Origin of the sequence: Dyella sp. LX-66 (genome assembly GCF_018599165.1) — a bacterium.
GTDB lineage: Bacteria > Pseudomonadota > Gammaproteobacteria > Xanthomonadales > Rhodanobacteraceae > Dyella_D > Dyella_D marensis.
This window is the reverse complement of the sequence record NZ_JAHFVJ010000001.1, coordinates 351,012-369,185: the sequence shown is the minus strand read 5'-3', so window position 1 is coordinate 369,185 and position 18,174 is coordinate 351,012. Positions and strand designations below refer to the sequence as shown.

12 protein-coding genes are annotated in these 18,174 nt (G+C 68.3%); 2 read left to right on the top strand and 10 right to left on the bottom strand.

Annotated elements, in window-relative coordinates:
- Nucleotides 1–175 precede the first annotated feature (175 nt).
- The 3 genes from KK141_RS01625 to KK141_RS01615 form a co-directional block, all read right to left on the bottom strand.
- Nucleotides 176–2,905 (bottom strand): LysM domain-containing protein, encoded by a 2,730-nt coding sequence (locus KK141_RS01625; protein ID WP_214569728.1) that lies wholly within the window; start codon nt 2,903–2,905, stop codon nt 176–178.
- Between the two features lie 327 nt (nt 2,906–3,232).
- Entirely contained in the window at nt 3,233–5,800 is a 2,568-nt protein-coding gene (locus KK141_RS01620) for a LysM domain-containing protein (protein ID WP_214569727.1), read from the bottom strand.
- Nucleotides 5,801–5,902: 102 nt separating this feature from the next.
- Complete coding sequence (locus KK141_RS01615) at nt 5,903–7,285, bottom strand: L-serine ammonia-lyase (protein ID WP_214569726.1); 1,383 nt, start codon at nt 7,283–7,285, stop codon at nt 5,903–5,905.
- Nucleotides 7,286–7,373: 88 nt separating this feature from the next.
- Between KK141_RS01615 and KK141_RS01610 the strand changes: the two genes are divergently transcribed.
- Nucleotides 7,374–7,619 (top strand): glutaredoxin family protein, encoded by a 246-nt coding sequence (locus KK141_RS01610; protein WP_214569725.1) that lies wholly within the window; start codon nt 7,374–7,376, stop codon nt 7,617–7,619.
- On the opposite strand, the gene KK141_RS01605 is transcribed toward KK141_RS01610, so the two are convergent.
- From KK141_RS01605 to KK141_RS01585, 5 genes are all read right to left on the bottom strand, one after another.
- On the bottom strand, nt 7,606–8,961 hold the full coding sequence (locus KK141_RS01605) for a GTP-binding protein (RefSeq protein WP_214569724.1): 1,356 nt from the start codon (nt 8,959–8,961) through the stop codon (nt 7,606–7,608). The genes KK141_RS01610 and KK141_RS01605 overlap by 14 nt on opposite strands.
- Nucleotides 8,961–9,515, bottom strand: a complete 555-nt coding sequence (locus KK141_RS01600) for a YceI family protein (RefSeq protein ID WP_214569723.1) — start codon at nt 9,513–9,515, stop codon at nt 8,961–8,963. Before KK141_RS01600 ends, KK141_RS01605 begins: the two co-directional genes overlap by 1 nt.
- Entirely contained in the window at nt 9,515–10,090 is a 576-nt protein-coding gene (locus KK141_RS01595) for a cytochrome b (RefSeq protein ID WP_214569722.1), read from the bottom strand. The genes KK141_RS01600 and KK141_RS01595 overlap by 1 nt, the downstream gene beginning before the upstream one ends.
- On the bottom strand, nt 10,087–10,698 hold the full coding sequence (locus KK141_RS01590; protein WP_214569721.1) for a YceI family protein: 612 nt from the start codon (nt 10,696–10,698) through the stop codon (nt 10,087–10,089). Before KK141_RS01590 ends, KK141_RS01595 begins: the two co-directional genes overlap by 4 nt.
- Nucleotides 10,699–10,891: 193 nt before the next feature.
- Entirely contained in the window at nt 10,892–12,355 is a 1,464-nt protein-coding gene (locus KK141_RS01585) for a GTPase (protein WP_214569720.1), read from the bottom strand.
- 129 nt (nt 12,356–12,484) lie between these two features.
- Between KK141_RS01585 and KK141_RS01580 the strand changes: the two genes are divergently transcribed.
- A complete protein-coding gene (locus KK141_RS01580; protein WP_214569719.1) occupies nt 12,485–16,066 on the top strand; it encodes a hybrid sensor histidine kinase/response regulator in 3,582 nt (1,193 codons plus the stop codon).
- A gap of 86 nt (nt 16,067–16,152) precedes the next feature.
- On the opposite strand, the gene KK141_RS01575 is transcribed toward KK141_RS01580, so the two are convergent.
- Nucleotides 16,153–16,575, bottom strand: a complete 423-nt coding sequence (locus KK141_RS01575) for a DNA polymerase III subunit chi (protein ID WP_167257009.1) — start codon at nt 16,573–16,575, stop codon at nt 16,153–16,155.
- An 11-nt stretch (nt 16,576–16,586) separates the two neighbouring features.
- Nucleotides 16,587–18,077, bottom strand: coding sequence for a leucyl aminopeptidase (locus tag KK141_RS01570; RefSeq protein WP_214569718.1), 1,491 nt, complete (start codon nt 18,075–18,077; stop codon nt 16,587–16,589).
- Between the last annotated feature and the right edge of the window lie 97 nt (nt 18,078–18,174).

Below are 18,174 nucleotides of genomic sequence, written 5' to 3'. Positions count from 1 at the left end.
CCCGGCGGGACGGAACTTCGGAAGATTCTGCGGGTGCGGCAAGTGCATGGCGCGGCGCAACATTTGCCGTGAGGGCAAGGGGTTTGCGGCACCTTCAGGGGCGTATGGAGGGCGCTTGGGAAGCTGGCGCGCCCATCCATGGGCGCGCTTCTCCAGTGTGGTGCTGCCTCGCGCCTTACGCGGTGATGTGGAGTTCCAGCCAGTCGGAAGCGGTTTGCGCCGCGTTCGCGGTACGAAGGTTCTCCGCCGGGTCGCCCGCGGTGTTGTTCCGCTCCTGCTGCGCGATGGCGCGCAGGTCGTCGGCCAGGGTCGCCTTGTTGCGCGCACCGCCGATGTCGAACGCATGCGGGTTGGAGAGCACTCGCATCAATTCGGCCGCGCCCACGCACGGTGCCTGCGCATCGGCGGCCTTGAGCATGTCGTAGACGTCCTGGCCGCTGAGTCCCGCATCCTGCAGCGAGCTGATGGCGGGACCACCGGAGTGGTTGCTCTGCAAGATGTTCGGAACGATCCGCGCCAGGTCCTGCAGCTCGTCGGGCGAGATGCCGGTGCCCAGCCATTGGTTGACCTGGCCGGGATCGGCGTTCGCCATCATGTCGATGTCGCTCGGCTTCAGGTTCACGCCATCGGCGCCCAGGTATTTCCTGACGTCCGCGTGGATCTGGTTGGCGTCCGTGATGTCGTCGATGATGCCGCCGGCGAACTGGAACGGCGCCGCCACCAGCGAGCCGATGGCATTGATGAAGGCGCCAGGCACTTCGACCCCGCCCACCTCAAGCGTGCTGCCGATCACCGAGAACAGATCGCCGATCACGGCGCCCGCATAGACGGGGTTGTTTTGCATGCTGTCGAAATCCGATTTGCACGCGCTCGTGGCGGCGATCAGCGACAGGCCGGGAACCAGGCGTGCACTGAACTCGGCGAGGCTCGCGGTCTTGCTGCCGGCTTTCTCGGCGTCCACCAGGGACTGCAGGGCGCCGCTGGCAAGTCCCACGGTGGTGCCGCCGGCCGTGGAATAGGAGTTGATCACCCCGCTGATGTTGTCTCCCAGATCTCCGTTGATGGCATTGACCATGATCGAAGCCATCGCCAGCCCCTTGCCGCCCGGGCCGAGTTCCTTGAACTCCTCGCCCAGCACCTTGGCGGTGAAAGCGTCTTCCTTGTTCTCGGCCATGCGCGTGTAGTTGGTGGTCAGCTGCGACCAGCCGTCGTTGGCCTGGAACAACGGTGCGGCGAGAGCGAGCAATTGGGTAGCTGCGCCCTTGGCGTCGCCATGGCCTTCCACCAGCAGCTGGGCTTGCGCCGCGGCGATGGAGTCGTTCACGACTTTGCTCTGGTAATCGGAGAACTGGTTGAAGGCTTTGGTCGCCGCGGGATCGGCGTCGATGGCAACGACGAAGGCCAGCGCCGTCTTGCCCTGGCCGGACTGGTTCAGATCCTCGATGGAGTCGTAGAGCTGCTTGGCGTTATCGGGACTGCGCCCGGCGGCGGCGACCAGTTCGTCCTGGTGGGCGCTCATGTAGGAGGCGAGGGTGCGTCCGGCATCGGTCTCGGCCTGATACACCTTGGCGTTGTCGGGGTCGGCTCGGTAGGCCTTGATAAAGGCCTGCTTCTGCTGGTCGTTCAACGGCCCGGCATGATTGAGCAGCTCGGCCAGATGCTCGTCCTTCTCCAGCTTGGCGCCATGCGCATCGTTGTAGGCCTTGAGCGGGCTGCCCGGTACGTTGGCGAGGTAGTTCTGCTGGCCGACGGTGGCCGCGACGGTGATGTCCTGCGCCTGATCGGTCTTGCCGTCGTTCTGCAGCGCATTCGCCAGCGCCATGGCGAGCGTGGGGCGGACGCCGCCGTTCATCGCGGTGGTGACGGAATCCACCGTCCGCTGGCTCCAGTCCTCGGCCTGGTGCAGATAGGCGCCGGCGACCTGGCTGGCCAGGTCCTGCGCGTCGGGTCCGGTGCCAAGCGCACTGATCACGCGCTGCATGGTGCCGAAGGTCTGCTCGCCGTCTCCGTTCATCGACATCTGCCCCATCTTCTGGATGGTCGGCAGGCTCTGGCGCACCACTTCCGCGGCGAGCGGCGGCGGCAGGCCCTGGATGCTGTCGAGCAGGGCGTGGGCGGCGTCGAGCGAGCCGGATCCGTTCTTGCCGCCGGCATAGGCCTGGTCGATCTGTCCGGCCGCCTGTTTGGCCCAGGCCTGCACGCGCGGGTCGGCGGCGACCGCATCGACCACGTCCTGCGGTTGTCCATCCAGCGCGATGTGCTTGAGCTTGTCGGCCGCGCTCCAGTCGCCGGAGAAATCGGGGATCAGCGCGTTGGCCTGGCTGCGCAGCTTGCAGGCATCCACGCTCGCCTGCAGCGTCGTGGCAAGCGCGGCATCGCCGGGGTGGCGCGCGATGATCGCGGCGCCGGCGCTGGCGATCTGCTGGTCGGCCGGCGCGCGGAAGTCCGGCGGCGTGTTCTGGTTGCGGAACGCGACTTCGCCGGCGATCTCATCGCCGATCGCCTGATCCATGGCCTGCTTCGCCGTATTGACCTTGTCCTGCTCGGTGCGGTCGATATCGCCGCGCAATGCGCCATTGCGCGGCGCATCGTGCATGGCGTCGTCGTGCTGCTTGACGGCGGCTTGATAGGCCGCGATCGCAGCATCGGTTTTCTGCGCCGGCGTCTGCGCCGCCGGTGCAGCTTGCGCGGTGGCCGCGGCGTGCGCCGGAAGCGTGAGCACCTGCCCGGCCGACAGGGTGCTGTCGACGCTGATGCGATTGATGCTGGCCAGCTCTTCCGGGGCGAGGTTGAACTGCTGCGCCACCTGCGTGACCGTTTCCTTGCCGGTGGCGGTGTAGGTCGCAGGCGGCGGCAGCTGCGGCTGCGCGTAGCTGGTGGATGCATCTGCAGGGATGATGTTCATGGCGGACTCCTTGCCGTGTTGCCGTGGGGACTGGCATTGGCATTTAGACCCGCCGTCATCGAGCGGCAATACGTAGTTTCCCTAGCTGCAGGATCTTTCGCTCGATATCGCTGTGTGCAGCCGATTAACAAGAAGAAGCATGCGCTGCTTGCGGAAAAAAATTACGTCATTCGATGCGCGCGCAAACTCGGCAACGTATCGACCCCCGTCATTCCAGCGAGGCGCTTCAAAACAGCGAAGCTGGTCAAGCTGGAATCCAGCGCCTTTAAGGTTCCGAAGGCACTGGACCCCAGCTTTCGCTGGGGTGACGGGTCCTGTCGGTAGCCGTCAATAAGGCCGCCCCTGGCCATCCGTGCCATAAGCGATATGCAGCAGCCGCGGATCCGTCTCGGCGATCTCCTGGATATTTTCCGGCGTAATGCCACGAGCACGCATCGCATTGAGCTGGTCCGGGCCAGCGCCGATCAGCGCCTCGCGCTCGTCCTTGCTCTCGATGCCGGCGCCTTCCAGGAACTTGTCCTGCGCTTCCTTGTATTCCTGGTCCTTGTGGTGCTGCTCGATAAAGTGCAGCGCCACCACGGCGATGGTCGCCACCGCGATGCCGATCGGCCCGGCAAAGCCGCCGAGCATTTCCTCGCCGCCAAAAGCCGCCAGGGCCGCGCCGCCCGCGCCCACGCCCGAGAAGATCGCGGTGGGATAGTCGTGGTCGGCCACGCCCTTCACCGCGCCGGCGGCGAAGTAGGCCACGTTGAGCACGCCGATGAATTTCTCGGTGATCTCCGGCGCCGCATGGCCCCATTGTTCGAGCACGTTGTTCTTGTCCAGGGCCTGGATGGTGCCGGTCAGGGCGTTCTTGGCCGGCGCCAGGTCCAGGCCGAAGGCCAGCGAACCGATCACGTTCTGCACGCTGGGGTCTTCGATGGTCTTGCCGGTCTGGCTGATAAAGGCCGCGCCAGTGATGCCCAGCGCCATCGTGCGGAACAGCATGCCGGCCTTGGCGTCGCTGAAGGGCAGTTCCTTCAGCTCCTGCAATTCCTTCTGCACCGAAGCGAACTCGTTCACCGCCTTGCCTTGCTTGGCGTCTTCCAGCGTTTCGGTGCGCAGCGAGTTGACCACTTCCTCCAGCTTGTCGATGCCCTTGTCCACTTCGCCCTGCGGAATGCCCAGCATCTGCGCACCGAGGCCGCGGAACGATTCCAGCGCCTGCTTCACCTTGGCGATGCTGGCGTCGTCGGACGGGTTCATCTCGCCCAGCGAAGGCATCAGGTGGCTCACCACATAGGCCTTGCCGACCGCGGCGGTGAAGTCCTTATCCTTGTGGCCCAGCTCGATCAGCAGCTTCGCGGCTTCGCCGCCTTCCTCGCCGTCGAACACGCTGGGGTCCTGCGTGGCGGCGAATTCGATCGACTGCTTGGTGGTGTCGTCGTCCAGCAGCTTGGCGGCGCCTTCCTTGGTGAGGCCGTAGCTCTTCAAGTTGTCGGGCACGCTGGTGAGCGAGGTGATGTCCAGGTCCAGCGCGCGCACGTCGGTGACGAGCTTGTCCTTGTTCGCCTTCAACTGGTCTTGCCAGTCCTTGCCCTTGCCGTCGATGTATTTCTGGATGGCCTGTTGCTTCTGGTCGTCGGTGAGGCCGGGGCCGAGGTCCTTGATCAGGTTGTTGAGTTCCTCGGTCTGCTTGGCGTAGGCCTGCATGTCCTGTTTCAGCGTCACCTGCTGCAGGTTGCCCATGCCGAGTTTCACCGAGCTCACCATCTGCATGGCCAGTGTGTTCTTGCCGTCGGCCTGCAGGTTGCTGGCCACGGCCAGCGCCAGCGCGGGATCGCCGCCATCGGAGATGGCCTTGGTCACGTCGTTGTTGTTGGCGAGCATGGAGTTGCGTTCCAGATACTTCGCCACGTCGCCGGCAAAGTCGCTCTGCGCCGCCTGGCCGGCGTCGCTGCCGCCGAGGTTGCGGTACACCACGCTGAGGTCGCGGTAGATATCCGGGTCGGACATCGCGCTCAGCACTTCGCTGTTGCTCGACATCCACGATTGAGTGTCCTGGGCGTTCCACCAATGCGTGGTGACTTCGCGGCCCAGCTCCGGCGATGCGCGGGTGAGGTCGGCCAGGTACTTGGCGCAATCGGCCGCCGACTTGCCGCTGGCATCGTGCGCCGCATCGGCCACCCACTGCTTGACGCGCGGATCGGCCAGCACCGCATCCACCACTTCCTTGGGCTGGCCTTGCAGGTTGATGCCCTTGAGCTTGTCCGCGGCGCTCCAGTCGCCGTAGTAGCCGGGGATCAGCGAGTCGGCCTTGGCCTGCACCTGGTAGGTGTGCACCGCGTCCTTGATCAGCGGCGTGGCGCCGGCATCGCCCTGGTGGCGCGCGAGGATGGCATCGCCCGCATTCGCCACCAGCTGGTCGGTGGGCGTGCGGAACTGGCCTGGCACGCCCTGGTTGCGCTGGGCGACTTCGCCGGCGATCTCGTCGTGGATGGCCTGGTCCATCGCGGTCTTGGCCTTGTTCACTGCATCGTCCGCGCCCTGGCGGATCTCCTGCCGCAGCGCGCCGTTCTGCGGCATGTTGCTGGTGGCCTCGGTGCGGTCCTTCACCGCCTGCTGGTAGGCGGCGATGGCGGCGTCTGTCTTGGCGGCCGGCGTGGCGGGGGCGGCGGGCGCGGCATCGGTCTGCGCGGGCTGCACCGCGTTGGGCGGCAGCTGCAGCTGCTGGCCGGGCGTGAGCTGGGTGTCGACCGTGATGTGGTTGGTGCGCGCAAGTTCTTCCGGCGTCACCTGGTAAGTTTTTGCGATCGTTGCGACCGTCTCCTGCGGCTTGACGATGTGCGGCGGGGGCGGAGGCGGTGTGGCCGGGGGCGTGTAGCGGACGGAAGATCCTGCGTCGACGGGAAACATGGCGCACTCCGGAAATGAAAAGACCGGCGCATTCAGCGCCGGCCTGTCATGGAGCCGCAATAAGGAGTTTCCCTAGGTGACAGCCGCGCTACGGCTGTGCCGTCAGCACTCGATCACGTTCACCGCGAGGCCGCCGCGCGAGGTTTCCTTGTACTTGTCCTTCATGTCGCGGCCGGTGTCGCGCATGGTGGCGATCACCTTGTCCAGCGACACGCGATGCTTGCCGTCGCTCTTCAGCGCCATGCGGCTGGCATTGATCGCCTTCACCGAACCCATCGCATTGCGCTCGATGCAGGGAATCTGCACCAGGCCGCCGATCGGATCGCAGGTCAGGCCCAGGTTGTGTTCCATGCCGATCTCGGCGGCGTTCTCCACCTGCAGCACGTTGCCGCCCAGCGCGGCGGTGAGGCCGCCGGCCGCCATCGAGCAGGCCACGCCCACTTCGCCCTGGCAGCCGACCTCGGCGCCGGAGATCGAAGCGTTCTCCTTGTACAGAATGCCGACCGCGGCGGCGGTGAGCAGGAATTCGATCACGCCGTCGTCGTTCGATTTGGGGCAGAAGCGGTGGTAGTAGTGCAGCACCGCCGGCACGATGCCGGCCGCACCGTTGGTCGGCGCGGTGACCACGCGGCCGCCCGCGGCGTTCTCTTCGTTCACCGCCAGCGCGTACAGGTTGACCCAGTCGAGGATGGTGAGCGGGTCCTTCAGTGCGGCTTCCGGCTGGTTGCGCAATTCCTGCGCCATCGCCGGCGCGCGGCGCGTCACCTTCAGGCCGCCGGGCAGGGTGCCGGGCGAGCGCAGGCCGCGGGTGACGCAGTCCTGCATGGCCTTCCAGATGGTGAGCAGGCCGGCGCGGGTTGCTTCCTCGCTGCGCCACACCTTTTCGTTCTCCATCATCAGCTGCGCGATGCTCAAGCCGTGCTGCGCGCACAGCGCCAGCAACTGGTCGCCGGTGGAAAACGGATAGGGCAGGGCGGTGGTGTCGGCGACGATGCGGTCTTCGGCCGCCTCGTCCTGGTTGACGACGAAGCCGCCGCCCACCGAGTAGTAGTCGCGCGTGCCCAGCTCGTGGCCTTCGGCGTCATACGCGGTGAAGCGCATGCCGTTGGTGTGGAACGGCAGCTTCTGGCGCTTGTTGAAGACCAGGTCGCGCTTCTCGTCGAATTCGATCTCGTGCCGGCCCAGCACGCGCAGGCGCTTGCTGTGGCGGATGCGTTCCAGCGTTTCGGGAATGCGGTCCGGGTCGACCGTGTCCGGATGCGCGCCTTCGAAGCCCAGCAGCACCGCCTTGTCGGTGCCGTGGCCGCGGCCGGTCATGGCCAGCGAACCGAACAGCTCCGCGCGCAGGCGCACCACCCGGCCCAGCACGCCTTTTTCGTCCAGCCAGCGTTCGGCGAAGCGCGCGGCGGCGCGCATGGGGCCGACCGTATGCGAGGAGGACGGTCCGATGCCGATCTTGAAGAGGTCGAATACGCTGACGGCCATGGCTTTGTGCTGGGGCTGGACGGGGAACCCGCTATTCTACGCATCCCCCCGCTGCCCCGCAGTCCGTACGCGAGCGTCTGTTGCCGCCATGGCCGACCTGATCCTCTACCAGCGCGACTACTGCCATCTGTGCGACCAGGCCCTGGCCGTGATGGCTGAGGCGCGCGCACCGGATTTCGACAGCGTGTGGGTGGACGACGCGCAGGAGCTGGAAGACCGCTACGGCACCCGCGTGCCGGTGCTGCGCGACGTGCGCGACGGGCGGGAGCTGGACTGGCCGTTCGATGCGGCGGCGGTGCGCGCCTTTCTGGCGGTCAAGCTCAGCGCGACTTGAGCCGGCGCAGGATCTCCTCGCGCGCCTCGCGCAGGATCGAATCGCGATCCAGCCCGGCCACGATCTCCGCCACCGCCCGCTTCGCCCCCAGCTCGCCCCAGGACTTGCCCGCCACCAGGTAGCGCTCCGCAGCGCGCCCGATCAGCACCGTGGCGTACCAGGCCAGCGCGCCCTGCGCGGCCGCGGTCACCAGCACCGACAGACCCGCGCTCACGCCCTTCAGCGCCGAAGCCACCAGCTGCATGCCCCATACCGCGCCCATCAGCGCGGCGAGCTGGGCGGAGATCACCGCCACCAGCTTGCCGGATTCGGCGCGCGTCAGCGGCAGTCCATACACGCGCGACAGCTGCAGCACCATCGCCGCATCCATGCCCGCCGCGGCGAGCAGGTCGGCGACGGGGATGGGATTGAGCGCCACCGCCACGCCCTTGGCCAGGCAGTAGTTGCGGATCAGCTTGTCGGCCAGCCGGCGCCGGCTTTCGGCGATGCGTTCGCTTACCTGGTCGGTAAGCCGGCTTGCGTACAGGCCGGCGTTGAGCGCGGACAGCGTCTTGCCTTCGCGCCGCGCGATGGCAAGCAGGCGTTCGCGCAAGGCGGCCACGTCCGGCGGCGCCGGCAGTTCGCGCAGATGTTCGCGGCCGTGTTCGTCGGTTTCCATGCGCCGCTGCGGCGTAGGGCGCGCGGCTACGGAGACCACGTCGTCGTCGCGCACCAGGCCATGCGCGCGTTCGCGCAGTTGCGCAAGCAGGGCATCGCGTTCGGCGGGTGCGTAGCGGTCGGCCTTGTTGAGTGCGAGCAGCACGGGGCGCTGGGTGGCGGCCAGTGTCTTCAGCGCATCGAGTTCGTCGCGGGTGAGGTCGCCGTCGGCGACGAAGATCACCAGGTCGCTGACTTCGGCCACTTCAAAGGCCAGCCGCTCGCGCGCCTCGCCATCGAGTTCGTTGATGCCGGGCGTATCGATCAGCACCAGGCCCGCTTCGCGCGCTTCGTCGAGCGCGGCCTGCTCGGCCTGGGTGGTCGTGCCGTGCAGCACGCCGACGGTGAACGCCTCGCGGCCCAGCAGCGCATTGCCCAGCGCCGACTTGCCGGCAGAGACGCGGCCGAACACGGCTACATGCAGTTCACCGCGCTGCAGCCGTTCGAGCATGTTTTCGATGCGGCCGAAATCGCCGGCCAGTTCCTCGCGGATGGCCGGCGGAATGCCCGGGTCATCCAGCAGGCGGCGCAGGCTGTCGGCCATGCGCGTCTGTGCGCGCTCTGCCACGGGTGCCGCGGCGGCGCCTGGCGCGTCCGGCTTTACCAGCCAGCCGCGCAGGCGCTGCCACAGCGTGTCGCCGCTCATTACTTGGCGGTGAGCACGAGGTGTGCGCTGACCTTGACGTCGGCGCCGATCACCGAGGTGTCGGCGTATTCGCCGCCGCCCACGCCGAAGTCCAGGCGCTTGACCGTGCCGCTCACATCCAGCGTGGCGCCGGCGCCGGCCGGCTTGAAGGTGACGTTGAGGCTGACCGGCTTGGTCACGCCGCGCAGGGTGAGGTTGCCGTCGGCGATCACCTGCGCGCCGTTCTGGTGGAAGCCGGTGGTGACGAAGTGCGCCTTGGGAAACTTGGCGACGTTGAAGAAGTCGGAGCCGGGCAGGGCGCCGTCGCGGTCCTTGTCGCCGGTCTTGACGCTGGCGAGGTCCACTTCCACGTCGAACTTCGAGGTGGCGAGCTTGGCGGCGTCATAGCTGATCGCCGCGGTGAACTTGCCGAAGGTGCCGTCGAACGAGGCGCCCTGGAAGCTGCTGGTGAAACCCAGCTTGCTGCCGGCGGGCTGCACCGCATAGTCGGCGGCGCCGGCCAGGCCGGGCAGGGCCAGTGCGAGCAGCAGCGAGGCAAAGGCATAGCGTTTCATCAGCGGTCTCCTTGAGAGGTATCGCCGCGCAGGCGGCGGAAGGGAAGCATGCGCAGCAGGGTGTTGTCGCGGTTCACCAGATGATGCTTCAGCGCACCGGCGATATGCGCCACCAGCACCAGCACCAGGAACCAGAACAGATATTCGTGCACGTCGCCGGCAAGGCCGCGCATGTCCTGGTCGGCCTGCGCCAGCGCGGGCAGGTTGAACATCTTGAAATACTGCAGCGGCTTGCCGGCGATGGAGTTGAACCACCAGCCGCTGAGCGGCAGCGCCACGATCAGCAGATAGAGCAGCGCATGCACCGTATGCGCGGCCAGCTGCTGCCAGCGCGGCGCGGGGTCTTCGCGCGGCCGCCGTTCGCTCATGCGCCACAGCAGGCGCAGCACGAACAGCGCCAGCACCGTCAGTCCGATCGACTTGTGCAGGGCCAGCCAGTTGATCTTCTGCATCGGCCCGTGCGCCAGGTCCATGCACAGGCCGAAGATGCCGTTGCCGATGATCAGCAGGGCCACGGTCCAGTGGAAGAACTTGGCGACCGAGCCCCACTGGCGGTCGTTGCTGCGCAGGCTCATGGGGTTTCCTTGTGAGTGTTGTCGACCGTGTCGTCGAGAATGGCTTCAAGTTCCAGCCACACGGTGACGCTGCGGCCGATCGAATTAGGGTTGGCGGTGATGCCGAAGTCGGTGCGGTCCAGCGTGGTGCGCGCGGAGAAGCCGGCCACGGTATGCAGTCCGTAGATGGTCTTGCCCACGCGGTTGGCGCTGAACGGCAGTTCCACTTCGCGCGTCACGCCGCGCAGGGTGAGCTTGCCGCGCAGCACGCCGTTGTCGCCGTCCTTGCGCTCCACCGAGGTGGAGACGAAATGGGCATAGCGGGCGCCCGCGCTGTCGAGGTACGACCCGCCGAGCACCGCTTTGTTCCAGTCCGCATCGCCCAGGTCCAGCGAGGCCAGGTCGATATCCAGCTCGGTGGCCGAGCGGCTCCAGTCGTCGGGATCGAAGCGCAGCCAGCCCTTGGCGATGTGCAGCCGTCCGAACGGGCGGGAGTAGCCGTTGTGGTCGATGCTGAAAACGATCTGGCTATGGACGGTGTCGTAGCGGTAGTTCGCGGACGCGGCATGCGCACCGCTGGCGCAGGCGGCCAGGATCAGGGCAAGGACGGTGGCGCGGGCGAAGGACATGGCGGGGAAGTCTGGCCGAAGGTGGGAGGGGGCGCCAGCGGGCGGGCGCCGAACGGATTGTTTCCCTGGCGTTGCCACCTCCTGGTAAGTGCGCCCGAAGCCGGCGTAGGTTGGGGTGAGCCGCAGGCGAACCCCAACAACATGCAACGTAGGCAGCGGGCGATGTTGGGGTTCGCCTGTGGCTCACCCCAACCTACGGCTGCGCTTTTTCCTTCCACGCATCGAGCGTCAACGTCGCCAGCTCCTTCATGCGCACCCCGCCCGCATCCGCCAGCAAGGCCTTGAGCTTGTCCGCCGCGTCTTCCTGGTCCAGCGATTCGCGTTCGGCCAGCGAGGCGGCGAGCGCGCGGCCCAGGCTGTCGAAGATCAGCGCATAGGCGAACGCATGCAGCACGCCGCCGCCCAAGGTGCCCAGTCCCGGAAAAGCCTTCAGCGCATTGCCGGCGATCGCCAGCACCAGCGAGCTGCCGGTGCGCAGGGTCAGGCGGGCCTGGCGCAGGAAGTCGTCGATCTGCACGTCGCTCACCGGCACGCCGTAGAGCTTCGCCAGCTCGCGGGTGAGTGCGGTGGCGAGCGCGCCCTGGATCACCAGGTCGCTGCCGGGCGCGATCGCGGCCATGGCGCCGATCACCGCGCGCTGCGCGTAGCGGCGCACGATGCGTTCGGCCTCGGCCGCGCGGGTCTGCGTTTCCAGCGTGCCGACGCGTTCGTGCAATCCGGCGAGCACCGCGCGTTCGCGCTGCGCTTCCAGTCCTTCGGCGCCGGGCGAGGACAGCCGCGCCAATGCCTTCCACAGCGCATCGATGGCGGGCTTGCGCTGGCGTTCCACTTGTTCGACGCCGCCATCCGGCAGCGCGCGCTGGAAACGCTCGCTGCCGCCGGCGCTCACCGCGACCACGCCGGCCGCATCGTCGTCGGTCTGGCGGCGCAGGCGTTCCAGCAGCTGCGCGAGTTCCGCCTCGCTCCACTGGTCGGCCTTGTTGAGCACCACCAGCAGCGGCTTGCCGAATTCGGCGAGCCAGTGCACTTCCTGCGCCTGCGTGCGGGTGAGGTCGCCAGCGCAGACATACACCACCACGTGCGCGCGCAGCGCCTCCTCGCGCGCCAGCGTTTCGCGCGCCTCGCCGCCGGCTTCGCGGCTGCCGGGCACGTCGGCCAGGGTGAGCGGACGTCCATCCGGCAAGGCGCTGTCGACGTGCAGCACCTGGCGCGTGGTGCCGCCACGCGCATCGCTGACGGTGGTGGCCTGCGGCGCGAGCGCGCGGATCAGGGTGGACTTGCCGGTGGAGATCTCGCCGAACAGGGCCACGTAGACGCGCGCCTCGCCGCGGCGGCGATCCAGCTCGCCCAGTTCCGCGGCGAGCGTGCCGGTGTCGGCGCCGCGCGTATGCAGTTGATCGATGCGGCGCTCCAGCGTGCCGCGGTCCGGCGCGGCCACCGCGCGCCGCGCGCGGCGTGGACGCAGGATCCACCACAGCACCGCCAGGCCGGCCAGGGCGAACAGGCCCAGCGCGCTGCCCAGGGTCCATTGCAGCCAGGCCGGCAGCTGCAGGAAACGCTGGGCCAGGGCCAGCGCGCGTTCGGCCGCGGCGAACAGCAGCCAGGCCAGGGCGGCCAGGGCGATTGCGGCGGTCAGCAGGCGTGAGCGGCGGGGCATGACGGGCATTCTATGCGGGGCCTCGCAAGCGCCATGGCGCCTGGGTTCTGGGGTGAAGGCATCTTCACACTTCTGGTCTCGTACCCGCCTGTCCGATTTGGCATGATCCCCCTGCTTAGGGGGAAATTCATGTTGTCTTCACTGCTGCTGGGCCTAGCGCTGCTCGCACCGTCGGCGTCCGTCGCCGACAAGGCCGCGGAGGGGCATGCCCCCATGCCTGCGCCCGCGGCGTCCGCCGGCATGGCCGGCGTGCTGCCCACGCCGCAGTTCCGCCGCTACGGCACCTTCAACGGCCTGCCCAGCAGCAGTGTGTATGCGGTGGCGCAGGCGCCGGACGGCGCCATGTGGTTCGGCACCAAGGGCGGCGTGGCGCGCTACGACGGCGTGGCGTTCAAGGTGTACCGCCACGTGGCGGACGATCCGGGCTCGCTGCACGACAACGGCATCGCCACCTTGCTGTTCGACGGCAAGGGCCAGCTGTGGGCAGCGGGACTGGAAGCGGGCCTCAATCGTTTCGACCCGGCCACGCAGACCTTCCAGCACTGGGCGCACGACCCGGCCGTGCCCGAGAGCATCGCCAGCGACAAGGTGTGGGATGCCATCGTCGGCCCCGATGGCGCGCTGTGGATCGGCACCCAGCACGGCCTGGACCGCATGCGTCCGGACGGCAGCGGCTTCGATCACATCGCCGCGCCGCCGCCGAGCAACGACCCCAGCGGCTTCGGCGCGGTGGGCGCGCTGTATCTGGACCCCAAGGGCCGCATCTGGATCGGCACCGACGAAGGCGTCTATGTGCGCGAGCCGGACGGCCGCATCAGCCTGGTGCCGCAGGAAGACCCGAAGGAAACCATCTCGGTGTGGCGCATCGAAGGCGACGGCGACGAAGTGCGCATCGCCGCCGCGCACGGCCTGCTGGTGGTTGGCGCCGACGGCATCGCGCGCAAGTTCTGCAAGGACATTGCCGACTTCAACGTGCTCAGCAGCGTGCGCGACCGCACCGGGCGCCTGTGGATCGGCACGCAGCGCGGCCTGTATCTGCAGATGCGCCGCGGCGGCCCCGTGAAGAAGGTGCTGGACCAGCCGCTGCTGTACGGCAACCTGCCCGGCACCTGGGTGTGGGCGATCAAGCAGGACCGCGAAGGCGGCCTGTGGGTGGCGCTGTTCGACGGCGGCGTGGGTTATCTCGCGCCGGGCTGGAGCGGCATCAGCCGCTTCACGCATATTCCGGAAGACGCCGACAGCCTGCGCGACAGCGTCGCCACCGCGATGGCGCGCGGCCATGACGGACGCGTGTGGGTAGGCGAGCGCGGCGGCCGCGTCGACAAGCTCGATCCGGTCACCGGCAAGGCCGAGCACGTCATCACCGAGATGCGCGGCGACGTGATCGGCATGACCGAGGACGATCACGACCGCCTGTGGGTCGCCACGCAAGGCAGCCTGTATCGCTACGCGCACGGCAAGCTCGACAAGGTGCCCACCGCCGAGCACGGCATGGTGCATCCGCTGGAAGTGGAACTGGGGCCCGACCGCAAGCTCTACGCGCGCAGTTTCGCCGAGGGGCTGTTCCGGGTGGACCAGGACACGCTCGACGTGACGCCGGTGAGCTTCCTGCCCGCCGAAGAGAAAACCCGCTGGGGCGCGCAGCTGACCCTGGTCGACGGCGTGTTCTGGTACGCCAGCGACGGCGGCATGTGGCGGCTCGACCCCACTTTCGACCACTTCGAACCGGCGCCGGGCGTGAACAACGATCGCAAGGTCGACGCCTTCATCTTCACTCCCGACGGCAAGCACATGTGGATGGCGCGTCCGGACGGCCTGGAGCGCTATCGCCTGGAGGGCGACCATTTCGTGCTGGAGCGCCGCGTCGATGCGCGCCAGGGCTGGCCTTCGGTGAACGTGGCGGACCTGGCGCTGGACAAGCGCGGCCGCGTCTGGATGCTCGGCCGCGACGGCATGCGCCGCTTCGATCCGGACACCGGCAGCTTCCGCACCTTCGGCCTGCAGGACGGCCTGAGCAACGGCGAATTCGTGCGCGGCTACGCCGCCATGGCGGACGGCTATATCTACGCGCCGACCATGGGCGGCGTGGTGGCGTTCAATCCCGACCTGGACGAAGCCGACGCGCCGAAGCCGCAGGTGGCGATCACCGGCGTGAGCGTGCGCGGCCGCAACGGCCTGCAGCCGGCGGTGCTGGGCGGCGGTCCGCTGGAACTGGACTGGCATGCGCGCGGCCTGAATATCGAAGCGCGCGTGTTCTCGTATATCGACCCGGCGGTGAACCGCTATCGCTTCCACCTGGAAGGCCTGGATACCGAGTGGGTGGACACCGGCACGCGCGGCGAACGCGAATTCGCCAGCCTGCCGCCTGGCGACTACACGCTGACCGTGATGGGCGCGGGCGCCGACGGCGTGTGGGGCCGCATGTCCGCGCCGCTGCAGGTCCATGTGCAGGCGCCGCCGTGGGAACGCTGGTGGGCGTGGTGCATGTACGTGCTGGCGGTGGCGATGCTGGCGTGGATGGCGCTGCTGGTATGGCGCCGCCGCCTGGCGCAGCGCCATCAGATGCAATTGGCGGAGCAGCGCAGCCGCCTGGCCGAACAGGCCAGCGCGGCGAAGACGCAGTTCCTGGCCACGCTCAGCCACGAGATCCGCACGCCGATGACCGGCGTGATGGGCATGGCCGAATTGCTGTTGAACAGCGGCCTGGGCGTGCAGCAGCAGGAATACGCCGAAGCGATCCAGCGCTCCGGCAAGATGCTGCTCAAGCTGCTCAACGACGCGCTGGACCTGGCACGCATCGAAGCCGGCAAGCTGTCGCTGGATCTGGCGCCGTTCGATCCGCGCGCGCTGCTGCGCGACATCGCCGCGCTGGAACAGGGCCAGGCGCGCGCCAAGGGCCTGGCCTTCAAGCTGGAGATCGCCGACGACCTGCCGGCGCGGGTGATGGGCGATGCGCTGCGCGTGCAGCAGATCCTGCTCAACCTGGCCAACAACGCGCTGAAGTTCACCGAGCGCGGCAGCGTGATCCTGCGCGCGCGGCGCGAAGGCAGCGAGTTGCGCTTCAGCGTGATCGACACCGGCCCCGGCATTCCGGAAGCCAGCCAGGCGCGCCTGTTCCAGCGTTTCGAGCAGGCCAACGGGCCGCAGCGGCGCGCCGGTAGCGGTTTGGGCTTGGCCATTTGCCGCGAACTGGTGGCGCTGATGGGCGGTCATATCGAACTGGAGTCGAAGGTGGCGCACGGCAGCAGCTTCCACGTGCACCTGCCACTGGAGGTGGTGCAGGAAGAAGCCGCGCCCAGCGCCGCGCCTGCGCGCGCGCCCGGCGCCGCCGGCCTGCGCGTGCTGCTGGTGGAAGACGACACCATCATCGCGGCGGTGGTGCGCGGCCTGCTCGAACGGCAAGGCCATCTGGTGCGCTACGTGGGCAACGGCCTGGCGGCGATGACCGAGCTGGCGCAGAACGACAGCGACGCGATGCTGCTGGATCTGGACCTGCCTGGTGTGGATGGTTTCCAGATCGCGCGCCTGATCCGCCAGCGCGAAAACAGCGGCACGCATCTGCCGATCATCGCCATCACCGCGCGTTCTGGCGGCGATGAGGAAGAGCGTGCGCGTGCCGCGGGGATGGACGGTTTCCTGCGCAAGCCGCTGACCGGCGAGCAGCTGGCGGAGGCGCTGGCGGCGACGGTGGTGGCCGAGCCCGCGACGTAGGTTGGGGTGAGCCGAAGGCGAACCCCAACATCGCCACCTTAGGATGTGCATCGCAGCGTTGGGGTTCGCCTGCGGCTCACCCCAACCTACATATCGTGCTTGGCAACCTCGATGCCGAGCCGCTTGTATTCCCCCCAGCGCGTGCGCGAACCCTCGCGCTCCGCAGGCTCCGCCGCCACCACTTCCAGCACGCGCTCGAAGCGCCCCGCGGGGCAGGTCTCGCGCAGGTTGATCAGCATGGGGCGGTCGGGCGTTTCCACGCCCGGCGGCACGATCAGCACGGCGGTGCTGTCGTCCTCTTCGTCGCCGGCGATCTGGTGCGGGATCCAGGTGTCCTCGTCGAAATCCCACAGCAGCTGGTCGATCGCCTCGGCCTGCTCGAAATCGCGCGCGAGGATCAGCGTCGGCTGCTGCGCCGCGTAAGCGCGCTTGGACAGCTCGCACACCAGCAGCAGCGGCTGTTCGCGGAAACGCGGCTTGTCGATGAGGTAGAAGTCGGCGCGGGGCATGGGCTGCGCGCTTATTCCGCCACGCGGTCGAGCAGCCACTGCGCCAGCAGTGGCACCGGGCGGCCGGTGGCCAGGCCCTTGCGGCCTTCGTCCCAGGCGGTGCCGGCGATGTCCAGATGCGCCCAGCGCTGACCTTCGGTGAAGCGCGCCAGGAAGCAGCCGGCGGTGATCGCACCGGCGTTCTTGCCGCCGATATTGGCTACGTCGGCGAAGCCGGAATCCAGCTGCACCTGGTAGTCGTCCCACAGCGGCAGGCGCCAGGCGCGGTCCAGCGAGGCTTCGCCGGCGGCGAGCAGTTCGGCGGCCAGGTCGTCGTGCTTGCTCATCAGGCCGCTGGCGTGCTTGCCCAGCGCCGCCACGCAGGCGCCGGTAAGCGTGGCCGCGTCGATCAGCACCTTGGGCTGGAAGGTCTGCGCCGTGTAGGTGAGCGCGTCGCACAGGATCAGGCGGCCTTCGGCGTCGGTGTTGAGCACTTCGATGGTCAGGCCCGACAGGCTGGTGAGCACGTCGCTGGGGCGGTAGGCATCGCCGTCGGGCATGTTTTCCACCGCCGGCACCACGCAGGCCAGGTTCACCGGCAGGCCCATCTTCACCGTGGCGACGAAGGCGCCGAGCACGCCGGCCGCGCCGCCCATGTCGTACTTCATTTCTTCCATGCCGGCGCCGGGCTTGAGGCTGATGCCGCCGGTGTCGAAGGTGATGCCCTTGCCGACGAAGGCGTAGGGCTTGTCGCCCTCGGCGCCGCCCTTGTACTCCAGCACTACGAGCTTGGGCTTGTTGGCCGAGCCGCGGCCTACCGCGAGCAGCGAGCCGAAGCCGAGGTTTTCCATCTCCACGTGGTCGAGCACGCGGCATGCCACCTTGTCCTGGCCTTCGGCGAAGGCCTGCGCCTGGGCGGCGATATAGGCGGGGTTGCAGATGTTCGGCGGCAGGTTGGCCAGCTCGCGGGCGAAGCGCACGCCCTCGGCGATGGCCGCGGCCTGCTCCAGGCCGGCCTTGCCTTCGTCGCCGCCGGCAAAGGCCAGCGCGCCCAGTTCCGGCTGGGAGCTCTTTTCGCGCGGCTTGAAGGTGGCGGTGTAGCGGTAGGCGGCATGGTCGGCGGCCAGCGCGGCGATGCGCACGCGCCAGGCGGCGTCGCGGCCGGGGACGTCCACTTCGGTCAGGCAGGACACCGCCGCCTCGATCGGCAGCCGGCCCAGCGCGCGGGCCGCTTCGATGCACACCTTCTGGAAGCGCGCACCGTCGAACGACTTCTGCCCGCCCAGGCCCACCACCAGCACGCGCCTGGCCACCACGCCTTCCGGCGCGAACAGCAGGTTGGTGCTGCCGGCCTTGCCGCTGATGTCCCCGCTCTCCACCTGGCGCTTGAGCGCGCCCTGGGCGGCGGTGTCCACACGGGCAGCCGCGCTGCTGAACACGCCGTTCTCGTACACGCCCACCACCAGGCAGGGGGTGTCGACGGTTTCGGGAGCGACGGGGCCGAGGCTGAACTGGAGCGTCATCGATAAGATCCTGCGGAGGTCCTGCCGGAGCGGCGGACAGGCTAGACTTGGGGTTTGCCGGACCCGAGCGGGCGCGGCACGGAGCCTTTAACTTTAC